Consider the following 19,269-nt stretch of genomic DNA (forward strand, 5'->3'; position numbering starts at 1 on the left):
GACTTTTGGAGGACCACAATGAGACGTATTTTGATTGTGGGAGGCGGTTTCGCCGGCGTTTCGGCCGCCAATGCGATCGCCGCTGGTCTTTCGCCTAGAAGACGCATTCAAGTTCAACTTGTATCGGATTCAGCTCATTTTACTTTCACCCCACTCCTACCAGCGGTTGCAAGCGGAAGCCTCGACCCTGCCTCCATTCAGGTGCCCTTGCATGATGCTTTGGGGGATCAAGTTGAATTCGAGATGGATCGCATCGAAACGATTGATTTGAGCGAAAAGGTCGCTCATGGAGCGTTCGAGCATCCCTGGGACTACCTGATAGTCGCACCGGGTTCTGTGCCTAGCCTTCCTTCAGACGCGTGGGAATCCAGCGTTCAGTCGTTCGGCAGCGCAACGGACGCGATCGCCATTCGTGAAACTCTGATTCACCTCACACAGACACCTGAACACTCCGATGCACCACTCAGAATTGTAGTCATTGGAGGGGGCCCCACGGGAGTAGCGCTAGCCGCTGAGCTCCAATCATTTCTCTTCGACGAACTCATACAAGATAGCCGGGCCCGTGAAGCGGCTGAGGTGCTGATCGTAGAACAAGAGGGAAATCTCCTTCCGTCACTACCCACACAAATGCGCGAGCTCACCGAGCGTCACTTTAAAGCGAAAAACATTCAGTTGCTCAAGGGTCAAGCGCACTCACCATTCGCGGGCGGAATCCACGTGGACAACACGAGGATCGAAGCACAGCTCGTCATCTGGTGTGGTGGTGTCAAGCCATCCCCGCTCCTTGAACAGATCCAACTCCCTCGAGCCGATGATGGAAGGCTAGTCGTTGACGAGAATATGAGAGCTCAATTTGGGATCTATGCCGTTGGTGACGCCGCACACTCAGACTGTCCCTGGTCAGCTCAGGTCGCAATTCAGCAAGCCCAAGTCGCAGCACACAACGCCCTCTCAGACGCATACGGCAGGTCGCACCGCACTTTCAGTTACTCCTACACGGGCGACATCCTGACGCTCGGTCGCTCAAATGCCGCAGTCTTTTATCAAGGGTTTGCTTTTGAGGGAAAGGCTGCTCAAACCCTTTTCAGGGTGATCTATGCAGCACAAATACCGACGTCAGTTCAAAAACTGCGTGTACTTCGAGATTGGATGGGCGCCAGAAGGGGAGCTCGCGCACTTATCTAGAAGGGAAGTCACTCGGGTTGCTTCAGCTTCTGCAATTCCCGCTTCAACATCTCTTCGGGACTCAGTTCGCCCTCAGTCTCAGCAGGCTTTTCTGCCGGCTTCTCAGCAGGCTTTTCTGCCGGCTTCTCAGCAGGCTTCTCCACCGGTTTCTCTGCTGGTTTCTCAACAGGCTCTTCAACAGCCTTCTCCACCGGCTTTTTGACTTTGGGCCTTTGTACCTTTTTCGGCGTTGGCTTTTCTTCAACCTTGGTATCAGTAGCCGCTTCTTCAGGTGTCTCGGCAGGAGGCTCAGTGGGTGCTGCGTCAGGCGAGGCAGCCGACTCTTTAGCCATATCGGCCTCTTCAGCAACCATTGGCTCCGCCCCGGCAGGCTCCTGCGGTACTTCTTCAACTTTGGTTGGAACCTCGGGAGGAGTTTCAACCACAGGCTCTTCAGGTGCAGCTGCTCCAGGGCCGGCTAAGAAGTACCATCCGGCACCTGCTCCAACCAAGAGAAGCACGACCAAGAGGCCAATCATGCCACCGTTTCCGCCCGACTCTTTCTTTGGAGGGGCCAAAAGGTCTGGATTAGGTTTTTCGTCTTCCTCGCCAGCAATCTCTTTCGAGAGATTCAAGCTAGGTCTGTCTTCAGTCAGGCCACCTAGATCACTGATCGTGGCCGCAATCGAGGATTCAATCTGAACGGAAGGCGCGGCGTCCTCTTCTATATCGTCCTCGTCCTCATCCTCGTCTTCAGGTGCCGCTAAATCATCTGCACCATCGTCCGCGGCCGCGGCAATATCTTCTTCCTCACTTTCAACGTCCTCAATGGCCGTCTCAGCAGCAACGATCGGCTCACTCTCAGGCTGCAACGCACTTTCTTCGAGTGCCTCATCAGCTTGTATTCCAAGCTCGTTGTCGACAACAGGGGACTCTGGCTCCGAAGACGCTGCCTCAGCATCCCCACCCATGTAGAAAAGTGGCGTGCCGTCGTGAGGACAAACTTCGGTATCATCAGCGTAATTTCGGCCACAAGTAGTGCAGAACTTCATTCAATCGCTCCTGACGACTCGGTATACCCGACTCAAATCATGACTCGTTTGGGCTTATTCGGAGGTGCACGTTACACCAGCTTTGGGAGTCTAACAACTTTGTACGATGCCCAAATCCCTTTCAACCCGATCTACAAAAGAAAAAGGCTCCCACAGAGGGGAGCCCTTTTCAGACGTTAGCCTTTTCGGGCTTACTTCTTTGCGTTGAACGCTGCGTTGAGACCTTTCTCGTTGATTTTGCCAGTGACTTGGCCACTTGCAAGACCAGATTTGAAAGCACCGGTTACGCGTGCGTTAAGGTTGCCCTTCTCGCCGCTAAGGGTGAACTTTCCATCTTTGGAGAGGTCGCCTTTCAACCCAAGAGCAAAACGCTTTCCTTCGCGCTTACCAACGAAGTTAGCCGAGATCTTGTGATCGGAGGTGATGTTGATGTCAATTTTGGCACCTTCAAGACCGCCGCCATTGACAGCACCAGAGTAACGACCTGGATCGACAGCTGGCTTAGCTGGCTTCTTTTCTACCTTCTTTGCTTCCTCTGCTGGCTTGTCCTCACCAGCTTCTGCTGCGGCAGCAGTTCCGTCAGCACCTTCCGTCTTCAGCTTAGCAGCCAATTCTGGGGTGCAGTTCTCCATGCGTGACTTGATCGCCTCTTGCACGGTGGTCTCACCAGCAAGAGCCTTCTCTGCATCAGCAAAAGAGGTTTCGTCGAAGCCGTAGCGTGGGAAGACTTCAGCGAGAATCTCTTTCTGCTGCTCGGAATCTTCGATCTTTGCACGCACACAAGTTACCTCGTATGCCGCTTTGATGAAGACTTCCTTGTCTACTTCAGCCTTTGGCTCTTCTACAGGAGCCTCCTCTGCGGCTGGCTCTTCTGCAGGAGCTTCAACAGCTGGCTGCTCAGCTGCTGGCTCTTCGGTTGTTGGTGTCTCTTCTTTCTTGTCATCGCAGCCGACCAAAAGGCCGAGGACCAAAAGTAGACCGATGGGGAGTAACGTGCGCTTCATGGATTCTCCTTCCTATGACTCACTCGTTGGAGTCGTTAGTTCAAGTTGCCTTGCGGCAGGATTAAGAACGTACAGGGTCCAACAGGGATCTAAACGTTTCTTCTCTGCCGGATGAAAGCGTGTGTTTTACCCCGTTTCCTACAGGTGTCAAGCCTCTTCCTCGGCATAGTCATTAAATTGTCACACCGCAACTTGACTCGGAGGCGCATAGAGACAATGTTTCTGACCAGAACCTTGACCACGTTCGGACAATGGAACAGAAAAAACTCAAGTGCCCCGTCTGCAAGAAATTCGTCACATCAAAGCCAGGACAGCAGCCATTTCCATTTTGCTCTGAGTATTGTCAGGCAGTTGATTTGGGTCGCTGGATCAATGAAGAATACCGCGTTCCGGTTGATCAATCGTCCACCGAGCGAGACCTGCCCGGCGACGAGTTCGACGCTTAAGGGAACTTCGCACCGGCAGGCGTTGTCGAAGTCCTGGGTACGAAAGAGGATTACTTGAAACTAAGAACCAATATCTCGGACCTCGGATTACTACGTCCGCTGATCCTAACTCGCGGCCGTCTTTCAACGTCCACACTGATCGTGACTGGGATTGCAGTCGGCGGTGGTCTGGCTGCTGCGGTCTATATTCTAGACCACAGTACCAATGTCGTGCTCAACCTCGGTCTGATCACGATCACGATGATGTGTGTGATCGTCGCGAGCTACCTTCAGGCCGTGCTCGTGGGCGAATTCACTTTCACGGGGGACTGGAGAATGCAAGTCCTCCTTGGCGAGTCCGAGGCCGGAAGCCCGAGCGTAAAGAACCATGGTGCTGAGTTCACGATCATTCTCATCTTGGCGATGATCGCCAATCTCGGGCTCATCGAACTTGGCTCTGGCGGCTTTTTCGATAGATACCATAACGAAGGGTTCTTCGAGGTAAGGCTCCGCTCCCAGGACGCGGAAGAGCGCTTTCGGGCCCTGGAAGACTTAAGAGACCCCATGAACTATGAGTTATGGGAACGTCCTCGCGTCAAGGAACTGATTCTTCATCACCTGGAAGACGAAGACACAAAGACTGCAGAAACGGCTGTTTGGTTGGTCGGACACCTCGGCATTCTCGAAGGTAGAGAACCACTCTACAAGATGATTCAGAATCTCCATCCAGCGTCAGCCGAAGCGCTCCACTCTCTTGGCAAGCTCGGAATCCACGACGAATCAAGAGAACTGCTCGAGGAAGTAGCGTCACAATCGGACGACTATCGAATACCCGCACTTCGGGGGCTCGCCCTCATGGCGTCTCCACTCTCTTACGACGAGGTCCTCAAACTCGTCAGACATCAGAACGAAGATGTCAGAATCCACGCTCTGTGGGCGCTTCGTGCCATCGGAGACAAGGCTGGTAGAGAGCTCATTCACGTCCGGCTAAAGACTGATCCCTCAGAACGGGAGCGCTGCGCGCTTCTGGACGCCTTGAAATTCCTCGCTACCAAAGACGATATCAATTGGGCCCGGATGAATTTTGCGGACACACCCAAGAATCAAAAATGTACGCCGCTGATCTGGGAGGAGAGAAACGAGAAGCAACACTACGTCACCTTCAGCGATACCGTCCGAACCAAGTTCGTGAAGATCGTGGCAAATGTCGACTCAAAATCCCATCAGGATTGGTTTCAACGACTGGTCAATGACAAACAAGAGGAAGAAAACATTCGGCAAGTCGCCAATGAAGTCCTTAAGATGCTGCGAGGCGAGAACTAACGAATCTGGAGATACTGCCTGCAACGTCTCCCAAGGTTTGACTCAGGCTCAATCTCAACACACATTTTAAAACTCTCCACGGCTTTCGGATGGCCGTCGTCCATCATCATTTTTCCCAGATGAAAGTGCGGTTCCGCATAGGAATCGGGACAGCGTGTAATCGCCGTCTGAAACGCGTTCGCAGCCTCCAGCCTGTTGTTCTGGGCCAAATGAACCAACCCTAGATTGTTGTGCGCCACACATAGGCCCGGACGCAGGAAAACAGCCATACGTAGATGCTCCGCCGCCAGTCCATGACGCGCCGTCTGGTAATATGCCCAGCCGATGTTGTTGTGCGCCAACTCTGGCGTTGGGTAGAGAGGATTCTCCAAAAGACGTTCAAAATCAGTCTTCGCATCCTCCCATCGCTCCATAGACAGATAGAGCGCTCCGCGATTGTTGAGCGCGATTGAGTAGTCGGGATCGATTCGAAGAGCTTCGTTGAAATGAGCAAGAGACTTCGAATAATCTCGGCGCCCCATGTAGATAAACCCGAGAAGATGCTGAGCCTCAAGATGATTGGGATCCTTTTCGATCGCGGTCGTCAACTCCTTGATCGAGAGCGCAATCTCACGCGACTCAAAATATCCGGCCCCCATCTTGTAGTGCCAATCTGCACCTTGAACGAGCTTCTCGGATTTTTCCTCCGGTCCCGCGCACGAAACCGAGAAAAACATGATAATAAACAAAAGATACTTCACAATGGCCTCCATGGCTTCTTCGCCTTGCGTTAAGTACTCTAGACTCGTTTGGCGATTGAATCGAACTTATTTATGTCCGTTTCCCACTCAAAACTTAAGACCCTCATCGATGATGCGCAACGCGCGCTGCGTGGCAGCATACAGAAGATAGACCTTCACTCAGGTGACGTATGGATACTCTCAGTTCGCATACCTGGTGAAACGCTTAAGCTCCAGATTTCGCTCAATCCACCTGTGGCAAGGACGTCCATCGCCCAAACGCTTCCTCCAAAGCTCCCCGCAGATACGGCAACGATGATGCTGAGAAAGCATCTTCAAGGAGCCCGGATAAACGCTCTCGAGTTGGCCGAAGCAGACCGGATCGTGTTCGTGAGGATGACCAAAGATGATGAGAGTATAACACTCATTGTCGAGCATCTTGGGCTTCAACAAAACTTGGTCCTCGTCTCGAATTCGACACTAGTTTGGACCCTTCATCCCGATACTCGGCTATCCCTTGGGGGAATATACCACGCGCCAGAACCACCACCGTTGGTGCCTGATGACGAGAAACACGTTAGTGCCGACGCCCTAGAACGCGAGATGGTCGCGCTCGTTGACTCGCAGTTGGAAGAAGAATCCCGGTCGCAAGTCCTCCATGGTTTAAAACGTGAACACAAACGCGCCAAACGTCTGATCAAGAATCTAGAATCTGATCTTGAACGCGCAGTCGAGTCGGAAGAGAAAAAAAGAATTGCCGATCTGCTAAAGGCTTCCTTGGGCTCTCAATCCGAAAATCAACGTTCCGTAACGGTAATCGACTATTGGAACGACATGCAGGAGTTGGAGATCGAAATCCCAGCACAACTTTCCGCTCTCGAGTATGTCCAAGAACTCTATCGAACCTACAAACGACTAAAATCAGCAAAGGGACTCATCGAAGAGCGGCTACTAAAAGCTTATGAAGCGGAAAGTCACATCGCGTCAGGTCTAGAAGAAGCGCGTTCCTGCTCGGTAGAGGAGCTTCAGAAGTGGAAGCATCTGATAAAACCCTCTCCGCAAAAATCTTCAACAAAAACCACCATAACTCGTTTGCCCTATCTGGAGTTTACGGGCTCGAGCGGCGTCCGAATCTTGGTCGGCCGGTCTTCAAAAGACAACGACACGATGCGTTCCAAATTTGCCAAAGGCAACGATATTTGGCTCCACGCGAGAGATTGGCCTGGGTCGCATGTCATCCTCAAAACTGCTGACCATTCACTCCCTGACCTCATCGACGCTGCCCTCCTTGCCGCCCACTACTCAAAGGGCAAGAATGACTCGACACTGGAGGTGACCTGGACTCAAGTCAAACACATTAGAAAACCCAAGGGTGCTTCCCCAGGGCAAGTCTATATTGCTGGGGGGCAAACCATCGTTGTGGACCCCCAGCATCCGAGATTAAATGAGCTTCTGGCTCAGGGAAAAGGAGCCTGAATTATTCGAGCTTGAAAGGATAAGTAATGGGGAGGTCGTCTGAAGCCGAGGTTGCTGGGAAGCGCATGCCTCGCACGGCTTTCTGTACGCACGCGCCCACATCTGTTCCTGCAAAGCTTCCGGTCAGAATCTCCGCGTTGCTTACTCTACCATTCGGCTTGATATTGAACTTTACCCGCATCGTTCCAGAAAGCTTTCCGCTGTTCTGAGAGCGATAACACGTGCTGATTCGACCTGAGTTGGCTCGAATAACGCCCTGCACGTCATCTTTGCTCAACGACGTCTTTCCGCCAGACGAAGAAGCAGAAGTGGCCTTTGGAGCCTCCTTTTTCACAGCTTTCTTTGGCTCTTCTTTGGAATCGAGTTGGGCTAGAAGATTGTCGATGTTGTCGCCGCTCTTTTTTGCAGGTGCCGCAACAGCGACCGGCTCAGGGTCCTTCGTTTCAGTCTTTTCAGTCCGAGATGCCGTCCTCTTTGAACTCTTGCTCGAATCAGACTTTGCCGCCACTTTCTCTTCGCCATCACCCTCGCCTTCTGCAGGCTCTTCCATAGCTGCTTTGGCAGCTTCTTCTGCAGCTTTTGCGTCCTCAGCAGCCTTAGCGTCATCGCCACTTTCGCGCACGACTTCACGAACGATCACTTCCTTTTCAATGATCTGTTGTGGTTGGCCGCTGTCTTTAGTCAACAAGTAGGCAAGGACTCCACCAAAGGCCAGCAAAACTACAAGTCCAACCACACCTCCAATGATCATCGGAGTGTTGGAACGATGGCTTCCCATCGGCATGAGAGCAGGCATCGCCATGGTCCCTGTGGTGAAAGGGTCAACGCTTGGCGCGCTGTCATCACCACCGGACTTCATTGACTTGTGAGCGGAAGCAAGCGCACGGATGTCGATCAAACCCGAACCATCTGTGACTGGCACGTCGTCAGACTTCGGGGCTGAACCCGACACCGCCTGAACTTGGTCCAGACTGCTCAAACTAAAGAGAACTGAGTTCTCATTACGCTTCCCGATCATATCATCGTTGAGTACGGCAGCACTGCCACCAGAACCCGACGATGAGCTGCTCGGACCAGGCTCAGGGGATGTGAACCCAAGGAAGTCATCGTCACTGGAGGACTTGGAGGGAGCGGGGCTATCAAACGAGGCAAACATTCCCCCGCCCGACGAGCCAGACTCACCGTAGCCACCATCTTGCGATTTGGACTCGGAACCGAACGAGCTAAATGAACTCTGCTCAAAGCTCCCACCGCCGTAGCCTTCATCTGAGTATGCGTTACTGTCACCGCCATATCCCTCAGAGGGGTAGTCTCCTGCACCACCAAAGTCCGAGAACATATCGTCCCCGCTTTGTGTAGAACCGGTACCCAAGCCCCCAGTTGTCATCACCGAGGTGGCATCGACGTCGGCTTCTTCGTTAATCTGGGCTTGATAGTGCCCAAAATTATCCGAAATCTGCGTCGTCTCTTCGGGACCCGCTGAATCTGCACCAAGGTGCGCAAACTCCTCAAGAACGCTCAAGGGAACCCAGTCGGCTAGACCGTCTTTCCAAGCAAAACTTTCAGAATTCACCCGACCCGCTGCGAAATAAGACTCCACTTCCTCAACAGAAATAGGTCCAACCTGGTCACCGTCTACGACGACGTACCATTCTGCAGCGCTTGTATTGTTGGTAAGTGTTTGATCCGCACCATCATCATCGCCTTTGACCACGATAACGTTGCTGCACTTCTTGCAACGGATCTTGAAGACCTTACCTTGAACCTTTTCATCAGCGATCGAGTATTTTGCCCCGCATGCTCCGCAGACGATCTTCATGTTGGGAAATCTCCTTCCGCGGTCATCGACCACCGGACGTTGGTACAGATTTGCCTCTCCAGACTTACTGGAGGGCGCCTTCTTCAGCGGTTTCTCTTACCTTCGGAATGAAGCTTTTCTTCAAGCTCAAAAGCCGTTTGAATTGGGCCTTTTCTCTTGCTTCCGCTTTCATAAGGTCCGGGGTCTTCAACTGACCGTCGATCAACATATCGTCGAAATCGTAGAACTTAGACTTCGGCTCTTCTTGAGCCATTGCCGTTCCAGCAATCATCAACGACCCCAACACGAGCGCTGTGCACATCTTCTTCATCTTTCGCTCCATATCTTGTTCTCGATTGGTGTTTCGACAACAGTTTAACAAAGCCCCCCGACATCAGTCAATCTAAGGGGCCACCTTATCAACGTTTGACGTTGGAAAAGGATCTATTTAAGACTCAGGCTCAGCTTCAGGCGCTGGAGTCTTGGGCGCCTCTTGACTCGTCTGTGTCTTGAGGAAGTTAATCATGGCATTGTACTGAGTCTTTTTGTCAGCATCGTCCACGAGGGTCAGAAGTGTCTCGTAGTGCTTGATGGCCTCTGCCGGCTGCTTTAGGAAACTTTCGTTCAACTTAGCAAGACGCTCGTAGCTCGAAACATGCTTGCTATCACACTCACTTACGAAGAACTCATAGTCTTGAACTGCCTTCTCGTGTTGAGCCATCGCGAACGAACTGGCACCGCTTCCGAGTCGAGCGACACAATGCTGTGGTGCGATTCTCACAGCTTCAGTGAACTGCTCGTTTGCTCGCTCATAGTCGAGGTACTTGAGGAGGATCGCGCCAAGGTTTAAGCGTGCTTCCAGGTAATTCGGATCGACTTCGATGGCCTTCTGAAACGCCTGCACTGCAGCTGGAATGTTCTCCTCCTTCATGTACACCAACCCTAAATTGTTGTGGAGGTCGGGATCCTTGGCGTCGATCTTGATCGCTTTATTGAACATATACTTCGCAAGCGACGCGTTGTTTTGCTGCTCGTAGGCGATTCCCATGGTTTTGAGCGCGGCTACGTTATTGTCATCCTCTCGAAGGATCTCTTGAAGATACTCAAGCGATTTCTCTTGGTCTCCTCGTTGAAGTGCCAGCACAGCCAAATTGTTCTTTGCGTCCAAATTATCGGGATCGCGTGCCACAACTTCCAAGAAGAGCGGTTCAGCGTCATCGACCTTACCCTGCACGGCAAGAGATCTGGCCAAAGCCACCGTATACTCAAGAGCATCGGGATCGATATCTCTCGCGGAACGAAGGTGAGACTCAGCACTCGCAGCGTCTCCAAGTCTCATCTGAAGGATTCCCAGATTATATAGCGCTTCAGCAAACTCGGGCTCAAGACGCACAGCCGTCTCCAGGGCCTGAATCGCCTTCGAGTTGTCAGGGCGTTCCTTTGCCAATTCATCGATCGCCAACTGAAAGTTCTGCAAGGCTTCTGGCTTCATACCCAGTTCGGCAGCCGTTTGGTCGACGACGACCTTCTTTTCAACTTCGTCAGACTTCGTAGAGCCACCACACGCACCCACTGAGAGTGAAAGCACAAGCAACCCAATGATATTCTTCATCTTCATAATCAATTTCCCTTACTTGGACGCCTGAGGCTTCTCACTTCCCTGTTCAGTGGTCTTCGGCTCTTCTTTCGGCTCTGATGCTGCCTTCGCTGCATTACGAGCCTTGACCCGCTCAATCACCAAGTTCAAATCGGTCACGGGTTGTGGGATGTAGAAGTTCACCTTTTGGTGTTCGGTCTCAACGCCATCCTGCCCTGTGATTGGGTAAGCCTCGCTCTCGAGCTTTGAAATCGCCTCAGCAGAACGTGCACTCCACTCGTTGTACGCCTGGTACTGAAGCGCAAGGCGAAGGGCTGCTCGATAAGCAGTCAAAGCCTTTTCTTGAAGTGGGAAAGCATTGTCGTCCAAAGCCATCCGGTACTCATCCTCTTGCTCCATGGTCAAACCCTCGGGCATTGGAAGATTGTAGAGTTCGTCGGAGAAGTTTTTATACATCTGCCCGACACGGAAGGCACTAGCCGCAACCCAACGCGGGCTCTCCATCTGAATGACTTCAGTATAGATAGCCTCAGCCGCCTGCTCCAACTCACCCTTCTTGAGCAACGAACGCTGCAAGGCGCTCATCGGGAACCCAAGATTGACCTTGGTGAAGTCTTCGTAGATTCGCTCGGCCTGAAGGAATCGAGCCTCGGAGGCGAAGTAGCGTGTCTTCGCTTTATCCTCGCCTTCCAGGGTCTTCCAAGTATCCACAGACTTTGTCCAGAACTCGTCAGAGGCCTTCAGCCAGTTCTTATCTTTAAGCTCAACAGCCATCAGTCCCAGCTGTGAGAAGATCTCAACCTGTTCAACAGGTGTGACATCTTTGCGTTTCGAGAAATTGTTGAATCGCTCAAATGCAGACTTGTAGTCTTTCTTCTCTTTCTCGAGGTAAGCGAGGTGTAGTTGCAGTTCCTTTATGTTGTCGCGGTCTGGGTATAGCCCCATGTACCGCTCGTAAGCAGCAATCGAATCGTCCCACTTTTCCATAGCTTCGAGAAGCACACCGGAGTTGTAGAGCGCATCTGCGGCATTAGGATGGTCTTTGTATTCGACCTCATCCCCTTCTTCGTTGACATATTTCGTCTCCGCACCCATTCGCGAGAAGTAAGACGATGCGTTCACGAAGTCCGCTCGAGACTCATAGATAGCTCCCATCACAAAGAGTGCCTGCGGTGCCTGCAAACTTTTTGGATACTTCTCAATGACACGGTTGTACGTGGTGATGGCATCCTTGGTCTGGTTACCCGCCTCGTAAATGGCCGCGGCATTGAAGAGAGCTCCAGGTGCAAGCTCCGAAGTCGGGAACTCTTCAGCAAGACGCAAAAGCTCTTTCGCTGCCACATCGAACTTCTTGTCGTTCTTCAGCTCGATAGCTCTTTCGTTGATCGCGTAAGCAATCGCAGATTCAAGCTTAGGCTTCGGAGTGACGTCGAAGATCTTGTTTTCAAGAAGGTGCCGCGCCCACTTTTCGACATCATCCCAACGTTTCAAACGGTAGTTCGCCTCGAGTAGCGAATTACCTGCAAAACTCGCGTACCTGTGCTTAGGAGCGTTCTGGATGATGCTCTCGTAACGCGGAATACACTTATCGTAATGGCCGCGGCTCTTATAGACCTCAGCCGCCACGAAGTCGACCGTTGGCGTGACGTCTTCTTTCGGGAACATCTCCGCGAACTGGTCACTAGCTTTCACAAAGCCTAGCTCATACTTCAAGAGATCAGTTTTGGGGATCGGTGGAGTGTCCACGGACTCTGCACGCTGGTTTGTTGCCTCACGAGCGCGCTTACTCTCGTCGTACTTCGCCATCTCTACAAGAATTGAATCTGCGTGGTTTTGTTTCACCAACTCATTATACGATGACACAATCGCGTACGCCGAGTCTTGAACAATGGCGAGCGCGTCTTCTTCCTTCACGCCTTCGGGAACTTTTTCATTCTTATAAAGGTCGACAACTTTCTGATACTGCTCAGCAGCTTGTTCCGGCTGATTCAAGTTGATCAGCAAGATCTCCGCGAGGAAGAAATTCATATCGAAGGAAGCGGCCGTATCAGGGAACTTCTTAATATACTGCGTGTAATAACCTGCTGCCTTCTTGTAGTCATTGACGTCGCCCTTATCTTGAGCACGTCGGTGGAAAAAGTTCGAAAGGTAGGCCAAGGACGCATCAGTCAAGAGATCTGCGTTATTAACTGCCTTTTCTTCGTCCTTGTTCTTCTTCCACCAGGTTCCATCTTCCGCAAAATACGCAACGAAACGATTCATCTCTTTTTCAAGACCATCGATATCGTTGACGTCTTTCTTGCGCGCGATAAGGATAGACTCAGCCCATTGAGGAAGCCGTGGGCTGTCAGGGCGAGTCTGAATGAACCATTCATAAACCTCGACAGCCGTATCGTCCTTGCCCTGAGCCTCATACAGGCCGGCAAGTTGCCCAAGCTTCGTGTAGGTAAACTCTTCGCCCTTGCGCTTCATCAAATATTCGCGAAGCTCTTTCCAACCACCATCGATCTCCGCGAATGCAACAACCATGTCGTTGATTGCCTGATTCTGGAAACCTAGCTTGGAGTCCGTACGTTCGACCACCTGCTGGAATGAAGTGACGGACTCTCGGTACTCTTGGAGGTTGTATTGAACCCAACCAAGCTTGTAGAGCGCGAAGTCGTAGAGCCTGTTGTCTTTGTACTTCAGGACCGCTGAGTAGTTGTCCTTTGCCAGACCGAGCATTTCCTTCTCAAAGAAGAACTCGCCAAGTGCAAGATGTGCATCGGCCAAATACTTGGAGTTTGGATAATTCTTAACAAGTCTTTGAAGGTAGGTAACAGCCTCGGCGCCCTTATTGGCCTCAATGAGACCTTGTCCGAGTCGGAAAATGACTTCATCTAGGCGTTCATAACTCGGAGCCTGCTGAAGAATCTCTTTGTAGATTGCTTGAGCCTCACTGTAATCAGCAACAGGCTCGGCACAGGTCTTCTCATCTACCGTGCCTTTCATGGAAGCATCGAGACATTGATTGTACTTTGAACGCTCGCGGATGTACTCCCAGTTGCGGAGCTCCCACAGCAGCTCGGCCTTCTGGAACATCCAGTCAGGTTTTTGGTCGTTGTAGGGGTCACGCTCAATGATCGACGTGAGCTTTTTGATCATCCCACGGTTCTTGTCTTCGATCTTCCGCTTCAGCGAGTCGATCTGCTCCGGAGTCATCGTCTGCTCTTCGTCTTGAAAAGCTTGCTGATCCAAAGCGGGGCCTTGAGGGCCTTGCTCTTGTTTTGTCTTATCTTGGTCGAGACGATTCGAGCGCTCGGCGGCTCTCTTCAAAGCCTCTTCCTGTGCTTCCTTGTCCACGGAACGTTTGACTTTAACGCGGGACACATCCTGTGCAACCGCTGGAGCTACGCTGAGCCCACCGGCGGCAAGCCCTGCTAGAAAGATGGCGACTTTTAGATGTCTCTTCATTGTTCGATACACTCCGTGCGAAGGCTGCTTCGATAGTTGGGTACTTCGTCAATCCAGTACTCACCCTCGAATTCCCAACTCTGCCAATCGTCGGCGACGACAAGGAACGTTGTCCCCGTGTCTGCCGCAACTTCAGGCTGGTTTTGGTTTAACAACTGAGCTTCGAGCTGCCGCTTCGCTTCCGAATCGATCTCGAATGAAATCTGGGTGGCCTTCAAATCCCAGTCTGTTAGCTCACGGTCGAGTTCAGAGAGCTTCTGTTGAACCAGAATTCCCCCTTCTTCGACTTTTGTATTCAACTGTTCGTCCACTCGGTCCAAGACGCTTTGACCAAACTCTCCAAGAGAGGCGACGTTGGACTCTAGGGCAGCCTTCTCCTGACGGAGATTTTTGACTACCCGGTAAATATTGTAGAACTCTAGCGTATCTAGCACCGCATTTGCAAAAACAGGCGGAAGCTCTTGCCCCGACTGGCCCACTCGCATCATCGTATCCCAATAGGCCTTGGGTTCGGTGGTGTTCGTGAGGAATTCTGAGAGACGAGGCTGCTGGTCCATGTACTCTTTTTGGAACTGGGCCAAGGCCAACTGACTCTGATCAAATTTGCAGAGGTTGAGATAGACTGTCGCCTCTAGAACATAGAGATCTGGGTAGTACCATTTGGAGTAATACGGGCTGTTCAACGTATGAAAACTTCCGAGAGCGCGCTTGTAGTCGTTCTTCATGAAGTACGTCCAAGTCGTCTCAAACGAGGCCTGGGCGTTACGCGACGAATTCTTAGGAATCTTCTGATAGTAGAAAAGCGCCACGTCGTAGAGGCCGAGTTCGTACCAGGTACGAGCAAGCGCGAGGTAGCCCAACTGCAGAATTTCAGACTCTGTGTTGTTCTGAGCCTCGGCAGCTTCAATCGCATTCTGGAAGTTGTAAAGCGCACCAGGGATGTCGTTCACGGCCGGATCTAGACGCGCGATGCCCATGATGTAGAGGGCCTCTGGGAACTCGTCCGCTTCGACTGGAACTTTTTGGAGATACTCGATCGCAAGCTCTGAGCGACTATAGTCGAAGAAAAACTTACCCATGTAGTAGTTGAACGAGGCTTGGAAATCGGGATTTAAGTCTCCGATATAGAGCTGTGTCAACTCCTCGAGGATAGGTGGGCGATAGCCAATCTCTTGGGTGAGCTTGCGAAGCATCGCAAATGCGGCCACGAAATAGGGCTTGTCTGCACCCGCCAAGAGAACTTCCAAAAGAGGCTCTGTGGCACCTGAAAGGATCCCTTGGTTATAGAGTGAACGGGCCAAGCCAAAGCGCGCCTCGTACCACTCATCCGACTCTGGAGCAGGCTCAAGGCTCAAGAACTCGAGATAGATTCGCGCAGCTTCCATGTTGGAACCTGACTCGACCAATTCCTTTGCCTCGGGGAGACGCCGCGCCATTTGTTGCAAGCGTTGCTCGCGCTGACTTTCCTGCTCTTTCTGACGATTGAGCTCCTCAGCCTTGCGCATGACTTCTTCTTCGTACTCTTTAGCAATGCGCTCACGTTCGAGCCGCTCCTCCTCGCTCTCTTCTTCCGAAGGTGCGGGAGCAGGCTCAAGACTCACATCGGAGTCCGAAGGTGCGGGACCTGGTCCTGGCGCAGGGTCTGGTGCCGTTTCAGTAGTCGCCTCTCCAGAGACTCGTCCGGTGGCTTTGAGGTGATTGATGATATCCTCAGACACGCCCTCGAGCCGCAGTTCACCGACGTCTTCGGGTGTTAGCTTGAGTTCGGAGCCGGCGCCGTCAATGGCACCCTTAATGGCTTTGTCGTCGAGACCCAACTTGGTCATCTGAACGATCTGATTCTTGTCGAGAGCGCTTACGTCGGGGGATACAAAACACACTCCAACCAATGCCATTCCGGCAACGACCTTAGCGAAACTTTGACTTACTCTTATCGATCTCATGAATGCGATCCTCTTGCGTGTGCCAGACACCCGCTCAAACACGTAAAATAACTGCCTTTCGGAAAATTATTCCTCAAAACGTATAGGTGACCCCTGCGAGAAACTCAGCTGGGATCTGTAATTGCTTGAAGAAGCTCCCTTCGTTCGAGGAGCTCTCCGGACCCTGGTAGAAATAGAAGCGACCGTCGAGCCGGGCAGACCAGTTCGGCGTGAAGATGAACTGCAGACCACCGCCGAGCACTAATTCCGGCAGGATTTTGGACTCCGCTGCGCTCCGATCCGCCAATGGCCGCTCGACCGAAACCACGCCAGCTCCTGCGACCAAATTGAAATCAAAATGAGAGATTTTATTGTTCAAAAACGACCATTTTCCGTAGATCGGACTCCAAACAAATCTCGCGCTGGCGCGCCATAACATGCGGTCTTCGAGATCAGTCGCCGGGTCAAACGCTTCTCCCTTTGAGTTCTCCAGGAAGTCGTGGATCTCTGTCGTGTGCGTCAGTGCGCCCTCGGCATCCATGAATTGCCCACCGATCTCTAGACCGAGCTGGTCCGTAAAGTGGTAGCCCGCAGAGAGGCCAACAGGGATGTGCCACCAAAACGGCTCACTCGTCAGAAGACCAACGTGCAACGCAACATTGAATCGTCCACCACGTGAGTAGAGACGATCCTCGATCACTCCAAGCTCGCGATCCACCGACCAATAGTTATCGAGTTCTTCTTTGAGCGGGTCGATCTCTTCGGCAGAAACCTGCTGAGCAACCGAGCCCACTAGGGCGAAAATAAGAATTGCAAGTAAACGACTCATGTCTGTTTCCAAAATCGAATTAGAAGAACCAACCAAGACCAAGAGATGCTTCCGATGGAGTAGCAACGCCGCCCACACCAGCAACTTTCGCGAAGATGAACTGGCGGAAATCGATTCTCAAAGTGGCGTGATCGCCAAGGTAGAATGCCATTCCCGCACCAAGCGCGCCTTCGGGCTTGAACTCTTGCTCAGGCTCGGCGTTGAAATCTGGAACTGTCTCGGTAATCACCAACCCGGCACCTGCAAAGAGGTAGAGGTCAAAGTAATTCAAGATCGTGTTGTAAAACGCGGTCTTGCCGTAGAACGGGCTCCACAAGATTCCGAAGTTTGTATGAGAAATCTGGGTATCTCCGACCAAGATCCTCTGCGCTCCGAGACCCGGTGCGGGCTCGGAAAGAAAGTCTTCCAAGCCGGTCGACATACTGATCGCGTATGACGTTGCCAACTCAAGCCCAATATTTTCCAAGATGAAATAGTTGAGTCGAAGCCCAACCGGGATGTAACGCTCGAATGCGTTGTTCGGGATCATCCCGCCATACACACTCAGTGCGAAGCGCCCTTGCTTTTGGAACTCTCGTTTCTGAACGGTGTATACATCGCGCATCTGTGCCCAATACATTGGGTCTTCAGCCTGTCCCGACAAGGGTTGCGCAACTTCTTCGGCCGCCTCGGCAGCCTCGAAAGACTCCGCTGACTCGTCAGGTGCTTCCTCGACGACTGGGGCTTCTTCGACGGCAGGGGTCTCTTCAACCGCTGCGGGAGTCTCCTCGGCAGCCGAATCCTGAGCGGCTTCTGGTGCCTCTTGGGCATGTACCGCTGCCGAACCAAACGCTACGACCAAGAGGGCCAGCGCTGAAATCATGTTTTTCGACATCACATTATCCTTGATCATCACTTATGAAACAGCACCGCACGGGTATCTTGATCTTCAGTTTGAGTTCCGGCGTTCGGGTCACCAACCTGCGAGAGTACGAAGGTTTGCCTTCGCGTACCAACATCGACGCGGAACGATGCCTGAACTTTGTAGGGTTCGTCCGGAGCGACGCGACGGTTCTCGAAGGCATCGAGGGTGGTGTTAACTTTCCAGAGACCGTCCATCGCGTGCGGAAGGTATTGCATACGTGCACGGAGGGCGGTGGCCGAAGGCACGTAAATATAAGAACCGTCGGTCTCGCAAGCGATGCGCTGGTAGGCGTGAATCGGACCGATCCGTCCATTCTCATCACGCTGTGGCAAGCAGAAGGTATCTGTGCCGCCAATCTCTACCGCTCCTCCCGGTGTGGTAGAGTATCTGACAGGCGTGCGGCACTCTTCGAAGTTTTCGCAAGTTGCGTCACTTTCGCAGGGCTCTTGATCCTCGTAGTAACTTGGGTCATCGCGGAAGTAGGGATTTCCGGAGAGATCCTCTTGTACGACGTCCGAATCGAGGTGAACGATGAAGACTCGCGCATCCACCGCATTGGCAGCTTCGATGACTCGAGCTTCGTCAAACGCGTTAAGTCGCAACTCATCTGGACCGTCCACGAAGACCACAACGGTCTTTTCATAGTCTTCGAACTCAGGATCGCTCAAAGCGCCTTCAAAAACCGTCGACATTGCTTGGAACACGTTTCCGCGACGCTGACCTGGATCTTCCAATTGTCCAACAGCGGCGATTGCTGTGGTAGCCTGGTCAGCCCATGGACTCTCGCTCGTGGAAACTTCGGCGACGAGCGAACGAACATCAGCCGTAGAAGTCCCACTGAATTGCCAGAGTCCGAACACAGTACGACGCCCTTCGTTGAGGGCGAGGGCCGTGGCGCTTCGCCAGGTGTTCGCAACCTGCGAGAATGCTACGGCACGGCTCTTACTCGAGTCGGACGCACGTCCCGCCACGCGGTTGGTATCGGTGGTGCCTTCGGCAGTTCCGTCATTGTCCCAATCTGGATAGTAGCCAGCCAAATCGGAAGGCAACCAACCAGCCAGGGAGCCAGAGTTTTCGACAAGCATGGCGAAGAGTTGGGGCTTTTCAATATCAGCCTCAAAACTCACCTCGCCTACACTCAGTCCAAGATCGCGATTGCATCGCCTTAGACTTGCCTCGTCAACAGAGACGCCAGTGCTGCATGTAAACTCGTCATCAGGAAAAACACATGAGTCCGCGTCGCAGGCCACGTCGGGCAACTCGTAGAGCCTCCCATTCTCAAGCGCGACCGAATCACGGGTCAAATCTACCGGGATGTTATCGAGCACGTCTCCTGGGCGGATCGGCGTCGAGTCATCTGCGATCATTACAAACCGCATATCCGCTCCAGCCTCGGATCCGTCGCAGGACCCTGCCTCAGGCGTCATTCCCATAACTTCGATCCGACTGATCGCTCTCTCTTGGAAGCTAATACGTGCGACCGTATCGCATCCGGTCGAAAGACCAGCGAATCCCAAAATCACCCCTGTCGTCAAAGCAGCCTTTGCTCCAGAGAATGCCATTTTCTTTCCAAAGGTCATTCCAGATTTCCTCGGAATCCAGT

The 19,269-nt window shown here is 52.4% G+C and carries 15 protein-coding genes; 4 read left to right on the plus strand and 11 right to left on the minus strand.

What is annotated here, in order from left to right:
- Positions 1-18: 18 nt before the first annotated feature.
- Positions 19-1,185, plus strand: a complete 1,167-nt coding sequence (locus tag FRD01_RS08550) for an NAD(P)/FAD-dependent oxidoreductase (RefSeq protein ID WP_146958976.1) — start codon at positions 19-21, stop codon at positions 1,183-1,185.
- 8 nt (positions 1,186-1,193) lie between these two features.
- On the opposite strand, the gene FRD01_RS08555 is transcribed toward FRD01_RS08550, so the two are convergent.
- Together FRD01_RS08555 and FRD01_RS08560 are read right to left on the minus strand one after the other, a co-directional pair.
- Positions 1,194-2,216: a hypothetical protein gene (locus FRD01_RS08555; RefSeq protein ID WP_146958977.1), complete on the minus strand. Its 1,023-nt coding sequence runs from the start codon at positions 2,214-2,216 to the stop codon at positions 1,194-1,196.
- A gap of 191 nt (positions 2,217-2,407) precedes the next feature.
- Positions 2,408-3,220, minus strand: coding sequence for a hypothetical protein (locus FRD01_RS08560; RefSeq protein ID WP_146958978.1), 813 nt, complete (start codon positions 3,218-3,220; stop codon positions 2,408-2,410).
- A gap of 251 nt (positions 3,221-3,471) precedes the next feature.
- On the opposite strand from FRD01_RS08560, the gene FRD01_RS24875 reads away from it, so the two are divergent.
- Complete coding sequence (locus tag FRD01_RS24875) at positions 3,472-3,666, plus strand: DNA gyrase inhibitor YacG (RefSeq protein WP_146958979.1); 195 nt, start codon at positions 3,472-3,474, stop codon at positions 3,664-3,666.
- 54 nt (positions 3,667-3,720) lie between these two features.
- Complete coding sequence (locus tag FRD01_RS08570; protein ID WP_146958980.1) at positions 3,721-4,968, plus strand: HEAT repeat domain-containing protein; 1,248 nt, start codon at positions 3,721-3,723, stop codon at positions 4,966-4,968.
- On the opposite strand, the gene FRD01_RS08575 is transcribed toward FRD01_RS08570, so the two are convergent.
- Positions 4,965-5,708, minus strand: a complete 744-nt coding sequence (locus tag FRD01_RS08575; RefSeq protein ID WP_249756118.1) for a tetratricopeptide repeat protein — start codon at positions 5,706-5,708, stop codon at positions 4,965-4,967. The two genes, FRD01_RS08570 and FRD01_RS08575, sit on opposite strands and share 4 nt — an antisense overlap.
- 72 nt (positions 5,709-5,780) lie before the next feature.
- Here FRD01_RS08575 and FRD01_RS08580 point away from each other — a divergent pair, with 72 nt between their 5' ends.
- On the plus strand, positions 5,781-7,163 hold the full coding sequence (locus FRD01_RS08580; protein WP_146958982.1) for an NFACT RNA binding domain-containing protein: 1,383 nt from the start codon (positions 5,781-5,783) through the stop codon (positions 7,161-7,163).
- A 1-nt stretch (position 7,164) separates the two neighbouring features.
- Here FRD01_RS08580 and FRD01_RS08585 read toward each other — a convergent pair whose 3' ends face one another.
- From FRD01_RS08585 to FRD01_RS08620, 8 genes are all read right to left on the minus strand, one after another.
- Positions 7,165-8,982, minus strand: a complete 1,818-nt coding sequence (locus FRD01_RS08585) for a TonB family protein (protein ID WP_146958983.1) — start codon at positions 8,980-8,982, stop codon at positions 7,165-7,167.
- Positions 8,983-9,046: 64 nt separating this feature from the next.
- Positions 9,047-9,292, minus strand: a complete 246-nt coding sequence (locus FRD01_RS08590) for a hypothetical protein (RefSeq protein WP_146958984.1) — start codon at positions 9,290-9,292, stop codon at positions 9,047-9,049.
- 117 nt (positions 9,293-9,409) lie between these two features.
- Positions 9,410-10,579, minus strand: coding sequence for a tetratricopeptide repeat protein (locus FRD01_RS08595; protein WP_146958985.1), 1,170 nt, complete (start codon positions 10,577-10,579; stop codon positions 9,410-9,412).
- A gap of 12 nt (positions 10,580-10,591) precedes the next feature.
- Positions 10,592-14,011: a tetratricopeptide repeat protein gene (locus tag FRD01_RS08600; protein ID WP_146958986.1), complete on the minus strand. Its 3,420-nt coding sequence runs from the start codon at positions 14,009-14,011 to the stop codon at positions 10,592-10,594.
- Positions 14,008-15,954, minus strand: a complete 1,947-nt coding sequence (locus FRD01_RS08605; RefSeq protein WP_146958987.1) for a hypothetical protein — start codon at positions 15,952-15,954, stop codon at positions 14,008-14,010. The genes FRD01_RS08600 and FRD01_RS08605 overlap by 4 nt, the downstream gene beginning before the upstream one ends.
- A 73-nt stretch (positions 15,955-16,027) precedes the next feature.
- A complete protein-coding gene (locus FRD01_RS08610) occupies positions 16,028-16,762 on the minus strand; it encodes an outer membrane beta-barrel domain-containing protein (RefSeq protein ID WP_146958988.1) in 735 nt (244 codons plus the stop codon).
- 19 nt (positions 16,763-16,781) lie between these two features.
- Positions 16,782-17,636 carry an outer membrane beta-barrel domain-containing protein gene (locus tag FRD01_RS08615; RefSeq protein WP_249756119.1) on the minus strand — a complete coding sequence of 285 codons (855 nt, stop codon included), beginning with the start codon at positions 17,634-17,636 and terminating at the stop codon, positions 16,782-16,784.
- Positions 17,637-17,653: 17 nt separating this feature from the next.
- Entirely contained in the window at positions 17,654-19,228 is a 1,575-nt protein-coding gene (locus tag FRD01_RS08620) for a hypothetical protein (RefSeq protein WP_146958990.1), read from the minus strand.
- Positions 19,229-19,269 lie beyond the last annotated feature (41 nt).

Source organism: Microvenator marinus, assembly GCF_007993755.1.
Classification (GTDB): domain Bacteria; phylum Myxococcota_A; class Bradymonadia; order Bradymonadales; family Bradymonadaceae; genus Allomicrovenator; species Allomicrovenator marinus.